Raw genomic sequence first — 22257 nt, forward strand, 5'->3', positions numbered from 1 at the left:
CTCTGATGAGGCGGAGGGCACAGTAAGCAGGGCCCTAGGGTATTGGTTCCGTCAGTGACAACGAAGGCACCATAAAGAATATTCCATTCCCCATGGCGCCTTCGTGTTCTGGACTAATTGACGTCGATTTCCGCGATGCGTAGACCGTATGGTCGTTCAGGCGAATTAGTATTCGACAGGGTCGGTAGTTCGGTGAAGTTGATGATCACGTAGCGGGCTTCAATGGGCTCGCCGTCTTCGTTGTGGGCATCAACCGTATATTCGGGTCCGGTGAATGAACCATCGGTGAGCATGACGCCACCTGTTGGATCCGGTTCGTTGGAAACGGCCACCGTGAATGCCCCACCGCTGCCCTGATTCTGGGCAATGGTGATTTCCGAGATCGGGGCCTTTTCTTCCAGCTCGACCACCAGTGCGAGGTTGGAGGCGAATCCACCAAACTGCGGGCTGGTGAACGTCAGGGTGTGCCAGGCGGTTGCTTGGTTACCATCGACGATCGCTGGTAGATCAGACTCGTACTCGTTGGAGAGCTGTGGTGCATCCGGTACGACACGTTCTACCGAAGCTGGGACGGGGTCGGGTAGATCCTCGGATTCCTCTTCGTCGGGTTCATCCGTCTGTCCGTCGGCCGGTTGTTCTTCGGTTGGTTCCTCGGCGACCGGTGGCTCTTCTTCCTGTTCAGGGGAGCCTAGGAATTGGAAGCCAACGATGACGGCACCGACGAGGACAGCAACGAGCAAGAGGCCCGCGAGCCAACGTCCCAGGGTGGAACGCTGCCGCTCATCGGTGTATTGGATGGCGTAGCCCTCTTCAGCGGTGGGCTCGTCGGGTGCGGGTGGTGGGATAATCGGTGCAGCAGCGCGTTGCTTGGAACGCTCTTCTGCTGGTTGGTCCGGTGCAGGTTCCTGGGCAGCGGCAGCTTGTGGTTGGCTCTGGGTGATCGGCTCTTGGGTCACCGGTGGAACGATCTGGGTGCGCTCTTCCGGTGCTTCTTCTTCAGGTTCAGAATCGACCGGTTCTTGCGGCGGCGTTGGCTGTTGCGGTTGGCCAGGCTGGACGCGCTCTTCGACCTCATCGTCGTCCTGGTCATCATCCAGGATCGGCAGCTTGGAACGGGCTGGTTCTTGCTGCTCGGTCTGCTCCGTCTTCGGACCGTCAGTATCGTCGTCATCGCTGTTCTTCGATGCTCCGGCTGCAGCGGCACCTGCACCGGCTGCCGCACCCAGGCCTGCGGCAGTACCAATGCCGGATTTACCAGAGGAATCATGGGGACGTCCGGGAGCAATGGGGGCTTCGTTATTCTCGTCCTGTAGCCAGTTATCGATGCGATCGGAGAGCTTATTCAAAAACTCTGGACGATTTGAGCCTTCGTCCTGTTCTTCTTCCAACTCATCTTGAAGATCAGCGTAGTACTCGGCGTCATCATCAAAGGTTTGTGGCGTATTCGACCGGGATTCGCCAAAGAGTTCGGTGCCCAGGGCTTCGGTGAAGAATGGTTCAACGTAGACCTCTTGGTTGGTCAGCAGCGCCAACAGGGCTTCGACGTCAGAGTTGCCGGGTGCAACCAGATAGGTGCGGTCATTCGACAGGCCCAGATCCAGAATTTGGATCGAGCTGGCGCGTTCACCGGTGGCCAACTGGCGGGCAGATTGTGCGGCCTGGGAAGCGTTCTCACGCGAAGCGACGAGGATCAGCACCTCGCGGTTGAGTACCTGGTCGAGCCCGTTGAGCACCTGATCGCCTTGCGAGGATGCCATGACGCGTCCGGTGATCTGGTAGCGGCCACCAAGTACCGCGCCTTCGTCTAAGTTGGCCACCAAGACCTCCCTGTTACCGATGGATGTTGAAACACTGTGTCTAGTTTATGGTATTCGTTGGGAACTGTTGGGATCTGACACCGTTACCGTCACACTGTTGTTATCCGGTGTTGGTCTTGCGTTTTAACCGCTTGGTGATGGGATTGAGGAACTGATTGAGCTCACTGACATCCAAGATTCGGCAGGCCACCAGATAGACCACAACCATGACTGAACCGACCAGTCCGCACGCGATGACGGCGTTGACAATGGAGCTCATTGCCCACCCGCCGGTGTACCCGCCGAGCGGGTAGAGCAGGGCAAAACCGAAGACCCCTGCCGCTATCGCTGCCCAACCGGTTCGAATGTAGGTGGATAGGACGTGCTTGACTCCGTAGTCACCAAAGAACCGTTTGACCAGGATGTGGGTCAGTGCCAGCTGCAGGACGTGGACGACGGTGAAGATCAGGGCGATCAGATACGCCATGTTTTCGATCGGCATGATCGGCGCCAACCCGTAGGACAAGCCCAGCGACACCGCTGCGGCACCGATTTGGACGATCATGGGGATCATGGCGTTCTCGGCCGCATAGAAGACGCGCAGCAGATAGAAGTGCGCTGAGCGCAGCGGCATCCCAAGGGCCAACAGCAACAGGATTTGGGCGATCGCGTGCGCGGAGATAACCGCGGTTTCGGCCGAACCGGCAAACAGTCGTCCGATGGGTGGTGCCAGCACTATGACGCCGACCACCGAAATCATCATCGGCACCGCGAATGTGCGCAGGCCTGAGCCGGTGGTGCGCCGGGCGGTGTCCATATCTTGTTCTTGCATCGCACGGGCTAGGTGGTTGAACAGTACGGTGGCAATCGACAATACGAACACTGAATGCGGTAAGACCGTGATCAACTGGGTGATGTTCAGGGCCTGGAGCCCTGGAATCGAGGCGCCCTCGGCAACGGTACCGCTGATCTCACTTCGCGCTTCAGTGGCGCCGGTGACCAGTCGATTGATCATGAGGTTTGAGACGTTGCCAACCACCATCGTAACGATCGTAAAACCAGCTAGTCGACCGGTGTGGCGTAAGCCCATGCCCTTCCACCCGAATTTGGGTTTCAGCCCGAGACCGAGGCGTTTGAGCGGCCAAAGAAGTACGACCGCCTGCGCGACGATGCCCAGCGTATGCCCGCCAGCGAGGATGATCGTATGCGTGGTCGTCCACTGTGCTAATTGTTCGGCGTCCGGAATGGCCACGTAGGCCCCGAATGTCGCCATATAGAAGAGAATGAACCCGATAGCGATAACGTTATTAGCCACCGGCGCCCACATATACGCGCCGAAGCGGCCGTGGGCGTTGAGCACCTGGCCGATGATCGCGTACATGCCGTAGAAGAAGATTTGCGGCAGCGTCCAGAACGCAAACGCGGTACCAAGAGCCAGCTTGGGCTCCGACCATCCGAGGGTGAGCGCTTCGATAATCGGTGCTGCTAAGAAGGTCAGGGCGATCGTGAACGCACCGATAATGATTGCCGCCAACGTAATGAGCCGCGACGTGTAGTCGGCACCCCGGTCGGCTTTCTTGGCCTGTTTGATGATCTGCGGGACCAGCACGACGTTGAACACGCCGCCCGCCAGCAGCATGTAGATAACGTTTGGGATGGTGTTGGCGGATTCGAAGACATCCGACACCAAGGCAGTCGAACCGATCGCCACGAATAGCAGCGAGCTCCGGACAAACCCAAGCACTCGGGAGACGATCGTCCCGGCCGCCATGAGCGCCGAAGCTTTTGCGGCAAGGGAGCGGGACCTCGAGGCGTCCTTGGGATCTGGAGTAGCCTGTTCGGCCTGGGGGGTTTCGGTCATGTGTTTCGTTTACGGTGTTTCTCAAATAGTGCCGCCGAAGGTTTGGGAATCTTCGGTTGCTCTGGTTCGGGGGAAGTTGATTCCTCAGGCTGACGCTCAGGGGAATCTTTGGGTAGGTTACCAGGCTGTTGGTCGGGTTGCTTGGCCCTGGCCAACTTTTGAGCCAGTTCATAGGGTGTGGGCGGCTTTTTCTCAGTTTCAGCGTCGTGGTCATCGCGGAACTGCGGGGGAATTAACCCAGAGGGCAGCCGACGAATCATCGGAATAATCCGGCGCGGCCGTACGACGGCAGGTGGCGGACCGATATCGAAAAACTCGGCCATCAAATCGCGGGCCATTTCAACAATACGGCGCTCATTGAGGAACGTCAGGCGGCCGGTGAGACGATCGACATCAACCCAGGCAACGTCGACGGCCTCTTGATCCGGATCGTTTTCAATGGTCAGTTCCCCGCCGGTGGCACGCAATAAAAAGTGGTGCACGGTTTTGTGGATGCGCCGACCCGGCACCGTAAACGTGTAGTCGATGTGGCCCAACGCCGTCAGCACATCGCCGGAAATGCCGGTTTCTTCAGCGACCTCGCGCATGGCGGCTTCGTGATGGTCTTCTTCGCCTTCGGGGTGGCCTTTGGGCAGCACCCATTCGAGTCGTCCGCCGCGGTTATACCGTGCGATAATGGCTACCTGGTGTGCCCCGCGGTGCTCCCGGACCACCATGCCACCGGCGGAAATTTCGCTTACAGTTGGTATCTGACCCGAGCCTGTAGCAGACTCGGTGCGTACCCTGGCAGTCTGTGCATCGCGGCGAACCCGCCGGATCGTAGACGCACTGGTGCCCCAGACATTGGGTGGGGTGCGATCGGAAGCACCACGGGCACGGTGGGACATACAATCCACTCTAGCCCGTAGTGTCCGAGCCAGCATTGTCTGGCGCGCAATACGGGGACACCGACTAACAAAAATTTCAACTGACCTATCGGATCGAATACGTACTTACCTCATGTCGAATACCAGCCACCTCAACCAAGCCACCGTGGACTTACCCGCCGGTTTCCCCGCCGACGTCACCCTGCCAAAATTCGTTGTGGATCTTGGGGCACGGTTTGCTGACGCTGGTTTCGAGCTGGCCCTGGTCGGTGGCCCAGTACGTGATATGTTTCTGGGTTCACAAGTCACCGATCTCGACTTCACCACCGATGCCAAACCCGAACAGATCCAACAGATTCTGACCGGCTGGGCCCACGCGCAGTGGGACATCGGGGCAGCTTTCGGCACGATCGGCGCCCGCTACGGCGATTGGATCGTCGAAATCACTACGTACCGGGACGAGAAGTACGATCCGGATTCGCGGAAACCTGAAGTCGTTTTCGGCACCGAGCTCGTCGAGGATCTGCGTCGTCGGGATTTCACCGTCAACGCCATGGCGTTACGCCTGCCCGATTTTGAACTTGTCGATCCGTTTGGCGGCATTAAGGCGCTGGTGGCCGGTGTGCTCGATACGCCCGGCACTCCCGAAGACTCCTTTTCCGATGACCCGCTGCGGATGATGCGCGCCGCACGGTTTGCCGCCCAACTCGGTGTGACCGTTTCCGATCGCGTTGCCACCGCCATGGGTGAGATGGCCCAGCGCATCGAGATCATCTCGGCCGAACGCGTGCGCGAAGAACTCGTGAAACTCATGATCGCCGACAAACCACGCCGTGGTCTCGACCTTCTCGTCGCCTCTGGAATCGCTGATTTCGTGCTGCCCGAACTCCCCGCGATGCGCGAAGCCTCGGACGCCACCCACCGCCACAAAGACGTGTACGAGCATTCGTTGCAGGTCATGGAAAACGCCATCCAGCACGAAGCTGATTACGTTGACGCCCCGAATTTTGTGCTCCGCTTCGCAGCCCTGATGCACGATATCGGCAAGCCCAAGACCCGCCGATTCGAGAAAAACGGCAAGGTCACGTTCCGTCACCACGACGTCGTCGGAGCAAAACTCGCGGCCAAACGCATGCGAGCCCTGCGCTTCGATAAGGACTCGACCAAAGCCGTGGCCCGACTCGTCGAGCTGCACATGCGGTTCTACGGCTACGGCGAAGGTGAATGGTCCGATTCCGCGGTACGCCGCTACGTCACTGACGCCGGGAACCTACTCGACCACCTCCACGCACTGACCCGTTCGGATGTGACCACCCAGAACAAGCGCAAGGCCCGTCGTTTGGCCACTGCCTACGACGATTTGGAAACCCGCATCGAGCAGCTAGCCGAGGAAGAAGAGCTCGCCTCGATCCGCCCGGACCTCGACGGCAAACAGATCATGGAGATCCTGGGCCTCAAACCCGGCCCGCTGGTCGGACGCGCCTATAACCACCTGCTGAATCTCCGGCTTGACGAAGGTCCCGCCGATTTCGAGGCCACCAAGACCGCCCTGCTGGACTGGTGGGCGGATCAGCCTGAAGCCCAAACCCCTGACGACGACGCCACCGACACATAATCTAGGGTAGAAAGCGTAACAACAACGCCATAGCAAGGAGACCACGTGGGTAACGGCGTCTGGTACAACCCCCTGAGCTGGGATGGACCCTGGATCTGGGTGTGGATCGCGCTGTTTGCCATCGTCTTCCTCCGCGCCGGCGGTACCTACCTCATTGGCCGCGCTGCCCGAGCCGGTATGGCTCGGATCAAGGCCGTCCAACGGATCATGGCCTCGACCGTGTATCAGCGTGCCGAACGAGCCCTGGACCGGTGGGGGCCACCCGCCGTCGCCGTCTCCTTTCTAACCATCGGCTTCCAAACCGCGATCAACCTCGCCGCCGGCGTCGTTAGAATGCGGTGGTACCGGTATCTGCCAGCACTGATACTTGGCGGAGCGACCTGGGCGACCATCTATACGACCATCGGATCGGTATCCATTGCAGCCCTGGGTATCGCGTATTCCAGGTGGCCCATAACGACGGTCGCGGTAGTTATTGCGCTGGTTGTTGTGTTGATTGCGTGGATCATCTGGCGTCTGACCAGTACCGATAAGAAGGCGTCAGAAAAAATCCAAAGTTAATGTGGTCGGCCCTTCCTTAAAAACAGTGACGTAGCTAACCTTGCACGTATGAATGATGCTGAAATATCACTGGCTGCCACACTGCAACCGATCTCCGACATTGCCGCCTCGGTCAACATTTCTGACGAGGCGCTTATCCCGTATGGCCACCACATGGCCAAAGTCGATACCCAAAAAGTTCAAGGTTCCGGCAAGCGAGGCAAACTCGTGCTGGTCACCGCGGTCTCCCCAACACCTGCGGGTGAAGGGAAATCCACCGTCTCCGTCGGTATCGCCGACGCCCTGAACCTGGTGGGTTCTAAGACCATGGTGGCGCTGCGTGAGCCATCGCTGGGCCCCGTATTTGGTATGAAGGGCGGTGCTACCGGCGGCGGTTACGCCCAGGTGGTACCTATGGAAAACATCAACCTGCACTTCACAGGTGACTTCCACGCCATTACCTCGGCCCACAACCTGCTGTGCAACCTCGTGGATAACCACATTTTCCACGGCAACGAACTTGGTATCGACCCTCGAACAGTGCGCATCAAGCGCGTACTGGACATGAACGACCGCAACCTGCGAAACGTGACCATCGGCCTGGGTGGACGCGCCTCCGGAACGCCTCGCGAAGATCACTTCGAAATTACTGTGGCCTCCGAAACTATGGCGGTCTTCTGCCTGGCCAAAGACATTGACGACCTGAAAGACCGTCTCTCGCGCATCGTGGTTGCGGAAACCTATGACCGGAAACCAGTAACCGCCGCTGAACTTGGACCAAATGGTGCACAGGGTGGCATGGCGATTCTGTTGCGCGATGCCATGAAACCAAACCTTGTCCAGTCGATCGGTGGGACACCGGCGCTGATTCACGGTGGACCATTCGCCAACATCGCCCACGGTGCAAACTCAGTGATCGCCACCAACACTGCATTGGATCTGGCCGAAACCGTCGTCACCGAGGCCGGCTTCGGTGCTGACCTTGGTGCCGAGAAATTCGTAAACATCACCGGTCCGGCCGGTGGTTTCGCTGCCGACGCCGTAACTGTCGTCGCGACGGTACGCTCCGTGAAATACAACGGTGGCCTATCGCTGGACGAGGTCAATAAACCCGGCGATGACCGCTCTGGACACATCGAAGCCATGGAGAAAGGCTCCAACAACCTGGCCCGCCACCTGGATAACGTCAAGTCCTATGGTGCGCCCGTCATCGTGGCGATCAACCAGTTCCCACAGGACACCGACGAAGAGCTGCAGTGGGTCAAAGACTTCTGTGAAGCTCGCGGCGTTGAAGCCGAAGTGGTCAGTGTCTGGGCCAACGGTGGTGAAGGTGCCAAAGCGTTGGCAACCAAATTGCGCGGTATGCTCGACGAAGGCAACGACCCGGTCCAGCCAATGTTCTCGGACGACACCGGCGTGCGTGCTCGCATCGAGCACATCGTCAAGAATATCTACGGCGGCGAAGGCGTCGACTTCTCCTCAGCAGCTGAGAAGCAGCTCAAACAGCTCGAAGACGCCGGCGAAGATAAAGTGCCGGTGTGTATGGCCAAGACGCAGTACTCGTTTACTGACGATCCAAAGGACCTCGGTGCGCCAGAAGGCTTCCGTGTGACCGTTCGCGAGCTGAATGTTCGTGCCGGTGCAGGATTCGTCGTCGCGCTGACCGGTGCAATGATGACTATGCCTGGCCTGCCAAATGAGCCAGCTTCTGACAACATGGACGTCAATGCTGAAGGCGAGATCCTCGGCTTGTTCTAAACCTCTTCCATAGCATGCACTGCAGCGGGTCTGGACCTTCGGGTCTGCACCCGCTGCAGTATTTAAATCAGGGCATCTAGTCTACTGTCAACCTGGTTTGTTGTGATTGTGGGAAATTTGATTGAAGGTTTGAGTTGTTGAAGTTGGGCTTATCATGTCCCTGCCCATCTATAGACTTGTGTGCATGAAAGATTCAGCAGTGACAGGCAGGGAAGCAACGACGCAGCTTCGTGCCGCTTTAGGGCTACTGGATACCATTGACTCCTCCACTCAAGGCATTGATCGGTTGCAGTTGATTGCGGCCCAGAAGGCGACGTTGGATGCGATTGAGGCCCAAGAAATCGCTGACCTGGCAGCCATCCGGGCTGAAGAAGAGGCTGCCCAAGGCGTCCCGAAATCAGAGCGGTGTAAAGGATTAGGTTCAGAAATTGGGTTGGCAATCGGGGAGTCCACGTTTCGTGGTAACCGGCTGCTGAATGCCTCGCATGCGTTGGTGTATGAAATGCCCAACACTATGGACGCCCTGGCTGCTGGTGAGATCAATCTTGAACGCGCCAACGTGGTGGTGACCGAAACGAACTGGCTATCCACCCAGCATCGGGCTGAGGTTGATGAGTTGATGGCGGGCAAGTTTGTTGGTCTTGGACCTAAGAAGCTGGGTGGCAAGGTCCGTGCTCATGCTCAAACGTTGGACCCTGTTGGCGCCGTGAAACGCCATGACAAGGCCGTCACCGAGCGTCGGGTGTCGGTGCGGCCTGCCGCGGACGGGATGTCCTACCTGACTGCATTGTTGCCGACTCAGCAAGCAATTGCTGCCTATGCGGCCCTGCAACGCCGAGCCACCACTCAGGGCACTCCACAAGCCGATGACAGTGAAGATCCCGAGCAGCAGCCGCGAACCCGGGATCAGATTATGGCCGATAGTCTCGTCGAACTGACCACCGGTCAGACCACTGCCGATGGTGTGGCCATTGAGGTGCAGTTGGTGATGTCGGATGGTGCACTGTTTGGGGTTGATGAAACCCCAGCGAAACTGGTCGGTCATGGCCCGATTCCAGCACACCTGGCCAGGCGCATGCTGGAAAACCCCGAAGGCGAAAAGTTCTTACGAAGACTGTTCACCAGGCCCAAGGATCATCAGTTGGTGAGTTTGGAGTCGAGGGCGAGGTCCTTTCCCAAGGGGATACAACGCATGCTCGCGTTGCGTGACAATACGTGTCGGACACCGTTTTGTGATGCCCCGATTCAGGAGTATGACCATGTCACTCCGTACTACGAGGGCGGGCCAACGAATTGGGCGAATGGGTCGGGGTTGTGTGCTGGATGTAATCAGGCCAAGGAAAACCGCGGCTGGCTGCATGCCGTCACCGATGAAGGGCTGACGGTGACCACCCCGACCGGTCATACCTACACGACACCAAACGGTCCCATCCTCGAAGGACTGCCATCCAATACAGGATCACCGGACGATGAAACCGACGATGAGCTCACCACGGATATCGGACCAATCAATATCGCGATGCCACGGCAGCTAGTCAGCATGACATAAAGGGCCCTGGGTCTTAGAGCTTCTCGACCTCCGCAAAGAATGCGTCGAACTGATAGTCCAGGAGCAATTGAGCTAGGAAGCCTGCCGTCTGTATGTCCGGCACCCAGTTAAAGACGACCCAGGCCGCGTTGTCGACCGATTGACGCAAAGCGCGCTCATAGAGCATGACCGTTGCCGGATCATCGTTAGCTGCTTCCTCAACCAACTGACGAGTTTGGAAAATATCGGAAGAAATCGCTCCGATAATGCCTCGTTCCTGGAGCTGCTCCACACGGGAGATCAGTTCAGCGATGTACATGTCCGTATGCTCATCCGAAGCAATCTCGGGGTGTGGATCCAAACACTGCGAAGCCCACGCAATCCCCATCGTGGCTTCCAACCTGGACCGAACCACCGAAGCATCATCCCATGGTGCAGGAGCCGAGCCCTCCTGCAATGCGCGGGTGATCATCGTCAGCTCGTAAATCATCTGCTGGGTTGCGCCGTCTGACGTCGAAACATCGTTTTGCTTGATCTCATCGGGCCAATACGCAAAACCTTCATGGTCAATGGGTTCGTCAGCATCCATCGGCCGCAAATCCAGCTCATGGACGACGGTCATCTGCAATGTTTGCTGCGGCAGACGAAAGACCGGATTTGCACCCTGTTCCAGCGCATCCGACGGCAACTCGCTCCCGAGTGATTCCCCAACCTTCGGCAGTACATGATCCACCAACCGCGCGTAGTTGCCCGACATGAAATGTCCCAGCAGTCTGCGGTTGACCACGGTCGGTGCACCATAATTCAGCACGATATGCGTGCCGAGACGACACACATCGTCGACGTGTTGACGCGATAAATACGTGGCATCATCGCTGCGCCCCCGCATGTTGAGGTCGCGCCGATACTGATAGACCGCACCGGTTAACACAATCTGCAACCAACCATAGACACCGTGGGCCATGATGTTTTGCTGATTGGCCTGAACCACCTGCACGAACTGAGGTTTAGCGGCCAGATTCCCAGCGCGCCCCAACCACTTGGCGAAATCTGCAAGGTTTGTTGGGCCGTACAACTCGAAACTGCGGTCAGTAAGCTTTTGCGCCGACGACGCGAGTGCCTTCAACCCACCGAGTTGTCGGTGGCGAGTCAGGATGTCATCGGTATCAATTTCGTAATCCGTCACGGCGCCCATCGTACAACGCGCGGTAGAACAGTGCGCATAAGAGGCCCGTTCCCACGCGGAGTCGCGTACTTTATACTGAGAACACCGCGCACGATTGCCAAGACATTTGTCTATCTGGTGCGACGCGTAGATTCTATATTCGGGCAGGAGAAGCCCATGCCACAGCACATATTTGTTCTAGGACTTGAACCCAGAAACTTAGCAGAGCTTGAGGCGCTGCCTAATGCCGAGCAGTATATTTTTCACAGTCTGCTGACCATCGAAGAAATGCAAGAGGGCCGTGTGTCCTTTCCCAAGATCTTGCAAAAAGCCCAAGATCGGCTTGACCAATTTGAAGGGCCGATTGACGCCATCGTTGGGTACTGGGACTTTCCGGTCAATATGCTGGTGCCGATTCTGTCGCAGCAATACGGCTTGCGCTCCAAAGAGCTGGAAGCGGTGGTCAAGTGTGAGCACAAGTATTGGTCTCGGCTTGAACAACAGAACGTGATCGATGTACATCCCGCATTCGGGCTGATCGACGTCGACGACCCGATGGCAACCCTGCCATCGCACATGATATATCCGGTCTGGGTAAAACCGATTCAATCCTTTTCTTCCCAGGGAGCACACTATGCCTCCGATGAAGGCGCACTGCGTGCGGCGCTAGAGACGGAACGGCAGCAGACGCATAGCACCGGGGATGCTTTTGACGAGGTGCTCAAATTGCTCGACCTGCCCGACGAGGTGGCGGATATCTCCGGGCATGCCTACATGGTGGAAGAAGCCGTATTCGGTCAGCAGTGCACGCTGGAAGGCTATAGTTGGGGCGAGAAAGTAGAGATCATCGGCGTCGTCGATTCAATTCTCTACGATGACGCCCCGAGTTTTCTGCGCTATCAATACCCATCGCAACTGCCCGAACATGCGCTAGCAAAAATGGCAGAAACTACCCGCCGAGTGCTCGGTGCGATCGGTCTGAGAAACAGTACATTCAATATCGAATACTTCTGGGACGAGGCGACGCAGCACCTGGCGTTGCTGGAGATCAATAGTCGACATTCACAATCCCATGCAGAGATTTTCCGGTGGGTTGACGGTATGCCCAATCACTTAGCCATGATGGACCTTGCTTTGGGACGTCGTCCGCACATGCCAGAGGCGCAAGGCGAGTACCGGATCGCCGCGAAATGGATGCTCCGACGTTTTAGCGATGGCTTCGTTCATCGGGTGCCGAGTGCTGCAGAAATTGCCGAACTTGAGCAGCGTTTTCCCGCAGTCCACATTAAGATTGTGGCAAAGGAACACATGTGGCTGTCGGATCTCGAAGGGCAGGATAGCTATAGCTTCATGTTGGCGGAAGTTTATGTTGCCGGGCAGAGCGAACGCGAACTGCGATCCATTTACGACTACTGTTGCAATGAGTTGGTGTTCACAATCGAGGATGACATCAAGGAGCAACGTGGCGACGTCTCAGAACGCAATGCAACCGACTGAGGTCGATCCCAGAGAGTTCATCGCAACCGTGGATCATGCAGTCCGGAGGGCTGACGCCGAACGACTGCTAACCATCATGGGTGGAGTAACCGGTGAGCGCCCGGTGATGTGGGGTCCGAGCATCATCGGGTTCGGTAGCTACCACTACGTCTACGCTTCGGGGCGGCAAGGCGATGCGCCCGCCGCAGGGTTTAGCCCGCGAAAGGCGCATCTCGTGGTGTATTTATTGGGAGGTCTTGAGGAGCGTTACGCCGAACAGCTGGCGCAACTCGGCCCCTATAAGGCCGGGAAGTCCTGCCTGTATCTGAAGAAACTTGAAGACGTCGACGAGACGGTGCTTCGGTTTCTGATCAAGGACTCTTTTGACTTCATCAAGGCGGAGTTTCCAGACGAGGCTTAGTGTTCGTGCGTTTCGAGGTCGAGGTTCTTGGATTCGCGCGTCAGGATGATTGCAATCCCCGAGATGAGGGCCAGACCGACGAGGTACCAGATTACGGTGGTCACTGATGTGCCGCCGGAGGCTGCGTAGAGCGAGGCCAGGATGGTTGGGGTAAAGCCCGCCCCGATCAGGGTGGCCAGCTGGTAACCCATCGATGCACCTGTATAGCGTGAGCTGGTACCAAACTGCTCGGAAATGAACGCCGCCAACGGACCGAAGATCACCGCGTGTAACGCCAGCGCGATGGTGAACGCCAGCAGAATGAGCGCCCAGTTATTGGAGCGCATCATGGCAAAGAACGGCTGCAGGAAAGCGACGAATAGGGCGAGGCCCACGAGCATGACCGGACGGCGTCCAAAACGGTCGGAAATGTGAGCAAAGTAGATCACGAAGAAGATCGAGGCAACCGAAGCGAATGCGAATGCGTAGAGCACCGAGGCGCGCTCGGCACCGAATTCGGTCGCGTAGCTTACCGCGAAGGTTGAGAGGAGTACCTGCAGTGCGAAACCGGAAGCACCGGCCAGCATGGTCAAAATCAGGGCTTTCGGACGACGCAGTACCTCCAAGATGGGCAGTTTCTTCTTGGCCTTGACCGGTTCGTGCTTTTCCTTCTCCAGGGCAGCCAGGAAGATTGGGGACTCAGTGATCTTGGAGCGCACGATCATACCGATGACCAGCAGTGCGAAGGATAGTAGGAAGGGTACGCGCCAACCCCAGGACAGGAACTCATCCTGCGGCAGCACCGCCGCGAACGTGCCGAGCACAAATGTCCCGAGTGCTGCACCGGTTGGTGCACCTGCGTTAGTAAAGGAAGCGGCGAAACCGCGTCGTCCTTTTTCGGAGTGTTCCAACGCCATCAGCGCGGCACCACCCCATTCACCGCCAACCGCGATGCCCTGGAACATGCGCAACATAACCAGGATGACGGCGCCCCAGGAACCGATCATCTCGGCGCTGGGGACGAGGCCGATCAGCGTGGACGCGATGCCCATGATGAACATGGACAGCACCAGCATTTTCTTGCGGCCCAGCTTGTCGCCGAAGTGGCCGAAGATTGCACCGCCGAGTGGGCGGGCAAGGTAACCCGCTGCGAACGTTCCGTATGAGGCGATGGTCCCGGCCAGCGGATCGAGATCGCTGAAGAAGACGGTTGGGAAAACTAATGCTGACGCCGATGCGTAGAGCAGGAAGTCGTAGAACTCGATCGAGGAGCCCAGATAGCTCGAAAGAATGACTCGAAGGGATTCCTTTTTCTTCTGCGCGGGCGTGAGCTCGTGCAGGGTTGTGTCAGAGGCGGGCACGGTGGCAGAAACGCTCATGGTGACACTCCTTGAAGTGGGGAAGGTTCTGTGGTTTGGATCACCGTCAATCCAACTAGAGATAGATGAAGATGTCAAGCATTGCGAAATTGATGCGTTGTGAAACTCAAGAAATTACCGGGTGTGCTCGTGGAACGCAAAAGACCCCGCCGAAGCGGGGTCTATATGCTGTACTGGCTAGTTAACAGCCAGAGAAAGTCTAGCGTTCGATGTCTCCAGCGATGAAGGCTTCGACGAGGTCGTGTGCCATGTCATCGTGGTGTTGCACCGGTGGGGACTTCATGAAGTAGCTCGACGCCGAAAGAATCGGTCCACCGACTTTGCGGTCTAGGGCGATCTTCGCGGCACGAATCGCATCGATGATCACACCGGCTGAGTTCGGGGCATCCCAAACTTCCAGCTTGTATTCCAGAGAGACTGGTGCGTCACCGAAGTTGCGACCTTCGAGGCGGACGAAGGCCCACTTGCGGTCATCCAACCAGGCAACGTAGTCGGATGGGCCAATGTGGACGTCGTCGACATCCAGCTCAGCCTTGAGATTGGAAGTCACGGCCTGGGTTTTGGAAATCTTCTTGGACTCGAGGCGTTCGCGCTCCAGCATGTTCTTGAAGTCCATATTGCCACCCACGTTGAGCTGGTAGGTGCGATCCACGGTCACGCCGCGGGCCTCGAATAGTGCGGCCAAGGCACGGTGGGTGATGGTCGCGCCAATCTGGGATTTGATGTCGTCACCAATAATTGGCACACCGGCGTCGGTAAATTTTTGGGCCCAGGTCTCATCCGAGGCAATGAACACGGGAAGGGCATTCACGAAGGCAACGCCAGCATCAATTGCGGCCTGTGCGTAGTGCTTGGCGGCGGCTTCGGAACCGACCGGGAGGTAGCAGACCAGGACATCGACCTGATCGTCTTTGAGCTGCTGAACGACATCGACTGGTTCAGCATCAGATTCTTCGATGGTTTCGCGGTAGTACTTGCCCAGCCCGTCCAGAGTTGGGCCGCGCAGCACCTGCACACCGGTTTCGGGAACGTCGGTGAGCTTGATGGTGTTGTTTTCTGAGGCGCGGATAGCTTCCGAGATGTCGCGGCCAACTTTTTTGGCGTCGACCTCAAAAGCGGTCACGAATTCGAGATCGGAGACATGATAGTCACCGAACTGTACGTGCATCAGACCCGGAACAACGTCGTCATTCGAGGCATTCTGATAATACTCAACGCCTTCGATCAGCGAGGTAGCGCAGTTGCCCAGACCGGCGATTGCAACGCGAACTTTTTGGTTGGACAGCACGAGACTCCTTGGACGGGATATGGGTTTAAGCCTATGGACCCCTCGTATTGTACGACAGTTCACCCAACCCTCCGTGCACGTGATGCGGTATAACCTTCGATATCGGTAGACTTTTGCTTATGGCGAGTGAACAGAACCTAGTGACGGCGAAAGACCCTAGGGGAAAGCACTCGAATTCTGGCCACCATCGCGTGGCACCGCGGGGAAAATACACGGTTGCCGGGCGGATCCGAACATTCTTCAATCCCGCCCGGGTGCTCATTCTGCTGGTGACGATCGCAGCAATTATTGCAGCAGTGTTGAAGACTCCGTGCCGTACAGGTGGTTGGGGTGCACCCGAAGTGTATTTCGCCGGGTGCTATGCGGACTGGACGGGGTTGTGGACGTCGCGAGGTTTCGCTGATGATCCTTGGGCGCCGTTCAGATTCGACAGCGGGTTTGAGTACCCGATCCTCATCGCGGTGATCGCCTCGGTTTTGGCGTGGTTGGCACATGCCGTGGCCGCTGGCGCCGAAAGCTTAGGGTTCGAGGTCGGAACGAACGTGGTGTTCTATGACCTAAACTTCTTGGCGGTGGTGGCGTTATGGATGTTCGTGACCGTGGTGGTCGCCAAATTGGCCAGCATTCGGTACTGGGACGCCGCGATGGTTGCGGTGGCGCCGGGCATCATTTTTGCCGGGTTTATCAACTGGGACATGTGGGCGGTAGCATTCATGGTGACGGCGATGTGGGCCCTCGCCAAACACCGTTACGCGCTCGCAGGAGTGCTGGTTGGGCTGGGGGCCGCCGTCAAACTGTTCCCGCTGTTCCTGTTGGGCGCCATTATCGTCTTGGCCATTCGCACCAGACGTTACTACCCGCTCCTGATCACCGCAGCGAGTGCTGCGATTGCCTGGCTGACCGTCAACCTACCGCTCTTGGTGTTCAACCCGGATGCCTGGGCGGTGTTCTACGAATACTCATCAACCCGTGAACCCGGCTGGTCCTCGATCTGGCATGCTTACACCACCGCAACCGGTGCCGATATCAGCGGGGATGAGCTGGCCGGGTGGGCCTTTTGGTCCTTTGTCATCGCGTGCGCGGCAATTGCCGTCGTCGGACTCACCACCCGGCACCGTCCACGTCTGGCCCAACTGCTGTTGTTGATCGTGGCCGTATTTATTCTGGTCAATAAGGTGTACTCGCCGCAGTTTGTGCTCTGGCTGATCCCGCTCATCGTGCTCGCACTGCCCAACTGGCGCGACTTTCTGATCTTCTCGACCGCCGAACTCCTGCACTTTTGGGCAATCTGGGGCTACCTGTCGGGCCAGACCTCCGGGTTTGATTCCCAACACCTCATGGACGACACCATTTACGTGGGGGCTGTGGCTCTCCACGTGACCGCGCTGGTCTACCTGATGATCCGGGTGCTCGTCGACATGTACGATCCCATCAACGATCCAGTACGCACCACGCTCGAGGAAACGACGCATCCGCTGCTGCCGAAAGACGACCCGCTCGGAGCAGAGTTCGACGACGCCGACGATGCTTTCGCGCTGCGGTCGAGGCGCATCCAGCCTAGACTCGAAGCATGACCCAATTCCTTGATGATCTAGCCGAGTTCATACACACTTCACCGACCCCGTATCACGTAGTCGCCCAGGTGGCCTCCCGCGCCACCGAAGCAGGATTCACCGTGGTCAACGACACTCCGGGCGAGCTGCCTGATGCCCCCGGCGGCTACGTCTTAGTTCGTGACGGCGCCGTCATCGTCTGGCACGTGCCCGAAAACCTGCCCGAACACCCAAGCTTCCGCATCGTTGGTGCCCACACTGATTCCCCAACATTTCGCGTGAAACCACTGCCGGATAATACCTCGGCCGGCTACAACCGTGTCGGAGTCGAAGTCTATGGCGGAGCGCTCGCAAACTCCTGGCTCGACCGGGATCTAGGCTTCGCGGGTCGCCTGATCACCGAACACGGCGAACACCTCGTCCACACACCCCCCATGGCGCGCATTCCGCAGCTAGCCATTCACCTGGACCGCAGCGTCAACGAGGGGCTGAAGCTGGACCGCCAACACCACCTGGTGCCCATCGTCGGGGCCGGCGGTGAGGTCAACATCATCCACGAAATCGCGAAGTATACCGGCGTCGATCCAGCCGAAATTACCGGATTCGACCTGCTGCTCACCGATACTCAGCCCCCGGCAACACTGGGTGTTCATGACGACTTCTTCGCTGCACCGCGCTTGGACAACCTCGTCTCCGTCCACGCCGGACTGCGTGCGATCCTCGACGCCGAATCGGACAAGATCACCATGCTGGCGGCCTTCGACCACGAGGAAGTCGGCTCCGAAACCCGCACCGGCGCAGGTGGGCCGCTCCTTGAAGAGATGCTCACCCGCATCCTCACCGCCCAGAGCATTCCGTCCCACTTGCACCGCAGCATCATCGCACATTCGATACTGCTCTCGGCCGACGGCGGCCACCTGGTCCACCCCAACTACACTGAACGCCACGACGCTGATCACCGACCACAGCCCAACGCCGGTCCGATTCTGAAAGTTAACGCCACCCAGCGTTACCTCTCTGACGGGCGCGGCGCCGCCAAGTTCACCCGCTGGGCCGAACGCGCAGAGGTCCCACACCAGGTGTTCGTGTCGAACAACAACCAGCCGTCCGGGTCAACGATCGGCCCGATTTCGGCTACTCGTTTGGGTATTGAAACCATTGACGCCGGCATTGGCCTACTCTCGATGCACTCGGCACGCGAAATGTGTGGTGCCCAAGACCCAGAGCACCTGTCCAAGCTGGCCGCAGCGTTCTACGCAGATCAGATCTAGCCTGCAGGAGGCCCCCTTGTCGCAGCCGTCCCCGCAGCAGCCACTCCCACCGTCCCCGCCACCACAGTTTCACCAACCACCGCAACTGCCTCCACCGAGCCCGGGGATGGGGTTCGCGATCGGTGCCGTGATTGCTACCGCAAGCGTGGTTTCGGGCATGGCCGTTTTTGCCATGTTTGAGCCGGACATGGTGGCCCTCATCATGATGACCCTGCCCTCGGGCATCATGCTCCTCATTGCCGCCATCGTGTTGGCGGTACTCGTGCGCCGACGCAAACGTCGTGGGCTGCCGTGGCATCCCACCATCCCGATCTTGGTCGTTGCCGGTATCGGGGGTATGCCGCTGATGGCATTGATATCGACCATGATCTTGTTTAGTAGTTCCGGCCACCTGTTCCTGCCGATGACCGTCCTGTTCACTATTTATGCCATCTTCTTGGGCGGCGGCTTCGCGGTGATCGGAAGCATTGTCGTTGCCGTCATAGCGCACAACCAGCGCAAGAAACTGCTGCCACCTCCCGGATACTATGCTGCGCACCCAGGCCCCTACTATCCACCGGGCTGGCAGTGAGTCGCGAGGATCTGCTTACCCTCGTGTTATCAACTGTTTATCGAAACGTCACTCATCCGTTGAGTGTCAGATGGGTCCAACGCGCGCCGATGCCCCTAGATTGAGAAGTGTCAGAACACTGACCGGAAGGCCCAAAAGGTTATGCCACGCGACACCAGGGGCCGGTACGGTTCCTGGCCGCACGCAAGGCTCGGGCCGACCGATCACCCCATCCGCGAAACGATGTGAGGCATGGCGGATTCGTTGATTGATCCGTCTGTCCCTGGTTTGGAGTCACTGTGGCCACGCTCAACACCCCTACTGTTACAGACCTCGACGCAGCGGTTGCTTCTGCGGTCGCGCAAAAGTCGTATGTGCTGGATACTTCCGTGCTGCTGTCGGATCCCAAAGCCCTGCTGCGCTTCGCAGAACACGAAGTCATCATACCCATCGTGGTGATCACCGAACTCGAAAAGAAGCGCCACGACTCCGAACTGGGCTATTACGCGAGGTCAGCGCTCCGATTACTCGACTCCCTGCGGGTCCGCCACGGTTCCCTGAACCAACCGATCCCATTGAACGACGACGGCGGTCACCTGCTCGTCGAGCTCAACCACATCACCGAAACCGTCCTGCCCGCCGGATTCCGTCAGGGCGATAATGATTCCCGTATCCTCGCCGTCGCCAAAAACTTCGCCGATGAAGGCCGAGCCGTCACCGTCGTGTCCAAGGATTTGCCCATGCGCGTCAAAGCCTCGGCGATGGGGCTTGCGGCCGATGAATACCGCAATGAATGGGTCACCGATTCTGGTTGGACCGGCCTCGAATACATTGACGCATCTGACGAGCAGCTTACGCAGCTCTACAACGGTGAGCGCATCGAACTCACCGACGCCAATGACCTCCCCACCAACACCGGACTGGTCATCTCCTCGGGCAACAGCTCGGCCCTGGGCCGAGTCAAAACTGATGCGACCTCCCATAAATATGTTGAAGTCGTCCGCGCGGACCGCACCGTCTTCGGGCTGCACGGCCGCTCGGCTGAACAACGCCTGGCCATCGATATGCTGCTCGACCGCGACATCGGCATCGTCTCGATGGGTGGCCGCGCCGGAACCGGTAAATCAGCGCTCGCCCTGTGCGCCGGTCTGGAAGCCGTGTTGGAGCGCGGCGACCACAAGAAAATCATTGTCTTCCGCCCGCTCTACGCGGTTGGTGGTCAAGAATTGGGCTACCTGCCGGGCAGCGAAGAAGAAAAAATGAACCCGTGGGCTCAGGCTGTGTACGACACCCTGGGCGCGCTGGTCAGCGAAAACGTGTTGGCCGAGGTTATGGATCGCGGGCTCATCGAAGTCCTGCCGCTGACCCACATTCGCGGACGCAGTCTCCACGATGCCTGGGTGATCGTGGATGAAGCCCAATCACTCGAGAAGAACGTGCTGCTGACCGTGATGTCACGCATGGGCCAGAATTCCAAGATTGTGCTCACCCACGACGTCGCCCAACGCGACAACCTGCGGGTCGGACGGCACGACGGCGTTGGTGCTGTGATCGAGATCTTGAAGGGCAATTCGCTGTTTGCCCACGCAACGCTGACGCGTTCGGAGCGCAGCCGCATTGCAGCACTGGTCACCGAACTCCTCGAGGAACACTGAGGCCACATTAGTTGAGGCGCCCAGACATACGGACTCGCATTCTTCGACTGGCAACGTTGAGTCCTTGGATATCGACCGCTTTGCCGTAGTGCTGATATTTCAATGTGACTGAATCTAGCGCGGCGATGGTGGAGGCGTCCCAGAGGTGAGATTCTGAGAAATCTATGACGATACGGTTTGGGTCTTCGGCGTAGTCGAACAGCGTGTAGAGGTCGTTGGAGGAAGCGAAAAACAATTCGCCCGTCACTGTGTAGTGTGCGACGGTGTCGTCGCCCTCGCCGGTGATGTGGCGGGTGACTTTCGTGAAGCGCGAGACGCGCTGGGCAAACATCACCATGGCGGTGAGCACGCCCAGAGCAACGCCGACGGCTAGGTTATCCGTCGCCACGGTACCGATTACCGTGATGACCATGACCGCGGTCTCGGACTTTGGCATGAACTTCAGGGTCGATGGCCGGACGGAGTGCCAGTCGAAGGTCGTGACGGAGACGAAGATCATCACGGCCACCAGGGTGGCCATCGGAATCATCGCCACCAGGTCTCCCAGAGTCACTGAAAGGATCAGGATCAGCACACCGGCTGTGAATGTGGAAATCCTGGTTCGGGCGCCCGATGCGTTGACGTTGATCATGGTTTGGCCAACCATTGCGCAACCGCCCATCCCACCGAAGAAGCCGGTGATGATGTTCGCGGCACCTTGCCCCCAGGATTCGCGGACCTTATTGGAGCGGGTGTCCGTGACGTCGTCGACCAGTTTCGCCGTCATCAACGATTCCAACAGACCGACCAGTGCCATGCCGATGGCGTAGGGGGCAACGATCTGGAACGTCTCAAAGGTCAGGGGCACATCCGGCAGGAAGAAGGTCGGGAACGCTTCCGGCAGTTGTCCTTTATCGCCCACGGTGGGCACGTTGACGGAAAATACGACGGCGATGGCGGTGACCAGGACGATGGCCACTAATGGTGCCGGGACGGCCTTGGTGATGCGCGGCAGCAAGAAGATGACAATCAAGCTGAGCGCTGTCAATGGGTAGACCAGCCGCGGCACACCGATCAGATCTGGTAGCTGCGCGGTAAAGATCAAAATCGCTAATGCGTTGACGAACCCGATCATCACAGACCGCGGAATGAACCGCATGATCCTTGCGACGCCGAGCACCCCGAGCAGCACTTGGAAGATCCCCGCAAGAATGACGGCGGCGATAAAATAGTCGATGCCATGTGAATCAACCAGCGGGGCAATGACCAGTGCGGTGGCTGCAGTGGCCGCCGAAATCATCGCCGGGCGGCCGCCCAGAAAAGCGATGGAGACCGCCATGGTGAACGATGCGAAGAGTCCGAATTTTGGATCGACCCCGGCGATCAGCGAGAAAGCGATGGCCTCGGGGATAAGTGCCAGAGCAACTACTAAACCGGCCAAGATTTCGGTTTTGAGTAAACGTGGCGATTTCAGGGTCCGCCACACAGATTGACGCTCTTCCGGTGTGATCCCCACCGGTGGGGTCGAGTGAATCGAGGTCGACAATTCCTACTCCTGTTCAACGTGCAAGATGCAA

General features: G+C 58.2%; 16 protein-coding genes and 1 pseudogene. 10 read left to right on the forward strand and 7 right to left on the reverse strand.

The window, feature by feature from the left end:
- Window positions 1-113: 113 nt before the first annotated feature.
- The 3 genes and pseudogenes from G583_RS0105550 to G583_RS16920 all read right to left on the reverse strand — a co-directional run.
- Complete coding sequence (locus tag G583_RS0105550) at window positions 114-1817, reverse strand: discoidin domain-containing protein (RefSeq protein ID WP_022870197.1); 1704 nt, start codon at window positions 1815-1817, stop codon at window positions 114-116.
- A 100-nt stretch (window positions 1818-1917) separates the two neighbouring features.
- Window positions 1918-3657: a murein biosynthesis integral membrane protein MurJ gene (murJ, locus tag G583_RS14570; protein ID WP_022870198.1), complete on the reverse strand. Its 1740-nt coding sequence runs from the start codon at window positions 3655-3657 to the stop codon at window positions 1918-1920.
- 314 nt (window positions 3658-3971) lie between these two features.
- Window positions 3972-4553, reverse strand: a pseudogene (locus tag G583_RS16920) (NUDIX hydrolase); the annotation flags it as partial.
- A 103-nt stretch (window positions 4554-4656) separates the two neighbouring features.
- Here G583_RS16920 and G583_RS0105565 point away from each other — a divergent pair.
- From G583_RS0105565 to G583_RS14580, 4 genes are all read left to right on the forward strand, one after another.
- Entirely contained in the window at window positions 4657-6138 is a 1482-nt protein-coding gene (locus G583_RS0105565) for a CCA tRNA nucleotidyltransferase (RefSeq protein WP_022870200.1), read from the forward strand.
- Window positions 6139-6183: 45 nt separating this feature from the next.
- Window positions 6184-6699, forward strand: a complete 516-nt coding sequence (locus G583_RS0105570; protein ID WP_022870201.1) for a DedA family protein — start codon at window positions 6184-6186, stop codon at window positions 6697-6699.
- Window positions 6700-6747: 48 nt separating this feature from the next.
- A complete protein-coding gene (locus G583_RS0105575) occupies window positions 6748-8436 on the forward strand; it encodes a formate--tetrahydrofolate ligase (protein ID WP_022870202.1) in 1689 nt (562 codons plus the stop codon).
- Between the two features lie 184 nt (window positions 8437-8620).
- Entirely contained in the window at window positions 8621-9985 is a 1365-nt protein-coding gene (locus tag G583_RS14580; protein ID WP_022870203.1) for an HNH endonuclease, read from the forward strand.
- Window positions 9986-9998: 13 nt separating this feature from the next.
- Here the strand turns inward: G583_RS14580 and G583_RS0105585 are convergent, their stop codons facing one another.
- Window positions 9999-11150, reverse strand: coding sequence for a hypothetical protein (locus tag G583_RS0105585; protein ID WP_156832055.1), 1152 nt, complete (start codon window positions 11148-11150; stop codon window positions 9999-10001).
- A gap of 156 nt (window positions 11151-11306) precedes the next feature.
- Between G583_RS0105585 and G583_RS14585 the strand changes: the two genes are divergently transcribed.
- On the forward strand, window positions 11307-12626 hold the full coding sequence (locus G583_RS14585) for an ATP-grasp domain-containing protein (protein ID WP_022870205.1): 1320 nt from the start codon (window positions 11307-11309) through the stop codon (window positions 12624-12626).
- Window positions 12592-13026, forward strand: coding sequence for a DUF1801 domain-containing protein (locus G583_RS14590; protein WP_245540578.1), 435 nt, complete (start codon window positions 12592-12594; stop codon window positions 13024-13026). Before G583_RS14585 ends, G583_RS14590 begins: the two co-directional genes overlap by 35 nt.
- On the opposite strand, the gene G583_RS0105600 is transcribed toward G583_RS14590, so the two are convergent.
- Together G583_RS0105600 and G583_RS0105605 are read right to left on the reverse strand one after the other, a co-directional pair.
- Entirely contained in the window at window positions 13023-14384 is a 1362-nt protein-coding gene (locus tag G583_RS0105600) for an MFS transporter (RefSeq protein ID WP_022870207.1), read from the reverse strand. The two genes, G583_RS14590 and G583_RS0105600, sit on opposite strands and share 4 nt — an antisense overlap.
- 199 nt (window positions 14385-14583) lie before the next feature.
- A complete protein-coding gene (locus G583_RS0105605) occupies window positions 14584-15669 on the reverse strand; it encodes an inositol-3-phosphate synthase (protein WP_029629292.1) in 1086 nt (361 codons plus the stop codon).
- 122 nt (window positions 15670-15791) lie between these two features.
- On the opposite strand from G583_RS0105605, the gene G583_RS14595 reads away from it, so the two are divergent.
- From G583_RS14595 to G583_RS0105625, 4 genes are all read left to right on the forward strand, one after another.
- Window positions 15792-17246 (forward strand): glycosyltransferase family 87 protein, encoded by a 1455-nt coding sequence (locus tag G583_RS14595; protein ID WP_084677254.1) that lies wholly within the window; start codon window positions 15792-15794, stop codon window positions 17244-17246.
- A complete protein-coding gene (locus G583_RS0105615; protein ID WP_022870210.1) occupies window positions 17243-18496 on the forward strand; it encodes a M18 family aminopeptidase in 1254 nt (417 codons plus the stop codon). Before G583_RS14595 ends, G583_RS0105615 begins: the two co-directional genes overlap by 4 nt.
- Before the next feature lie 16 nt (window positions 18497-18512).
- Complete coding sequence (locus tag G583_RS0105620) at window positions 18513-19067, forward strand: hypothetical protein (RefSeq protein WP_022870211.1); 555 nt, start codon at window positions 18513-18515, stop codon at window positions 19065-19067.
- Window positions 19068-19420: 353 nt separating this feature from the next.
- Entirely contained in the window at window positions 19421-20701 is a 1281-nt protein-coding gene (locus tag G583_RS0105625; protein ID WP_040895125.1) for a PhoH family protein, read from the forward strand.
- Between the two features lie 7 nt (window positions 20702-20708).
- Here G583_RS0105625 and G583_RS0105630 read toward each other — a convergent pair whose 3' ends face one another.
- Complete coding sequence (locus G583_RS0105630) at window positions 20709-22226, reverse strand: SulP family inorganic anion transporter (protein WP_022870213.1); 1518 nt, start codon at window positions 22224-22226, stop codon at window positions 20709-20711.
- Window positions 22227-22257: the final 31 nt, after the last annotated feature.

Origin of the sequence: Yaniella halotolerans DSM 15476 (genome assembly GCF_000420805.1) — a bacterium.
In the GTDB taxonomy this organism is placed as follows: Bacteria; Actinomycetota; Actinomycetes; order Actinomycetales; family Micrococcaceae; genus Yaniella; species Yaniella halotolerans.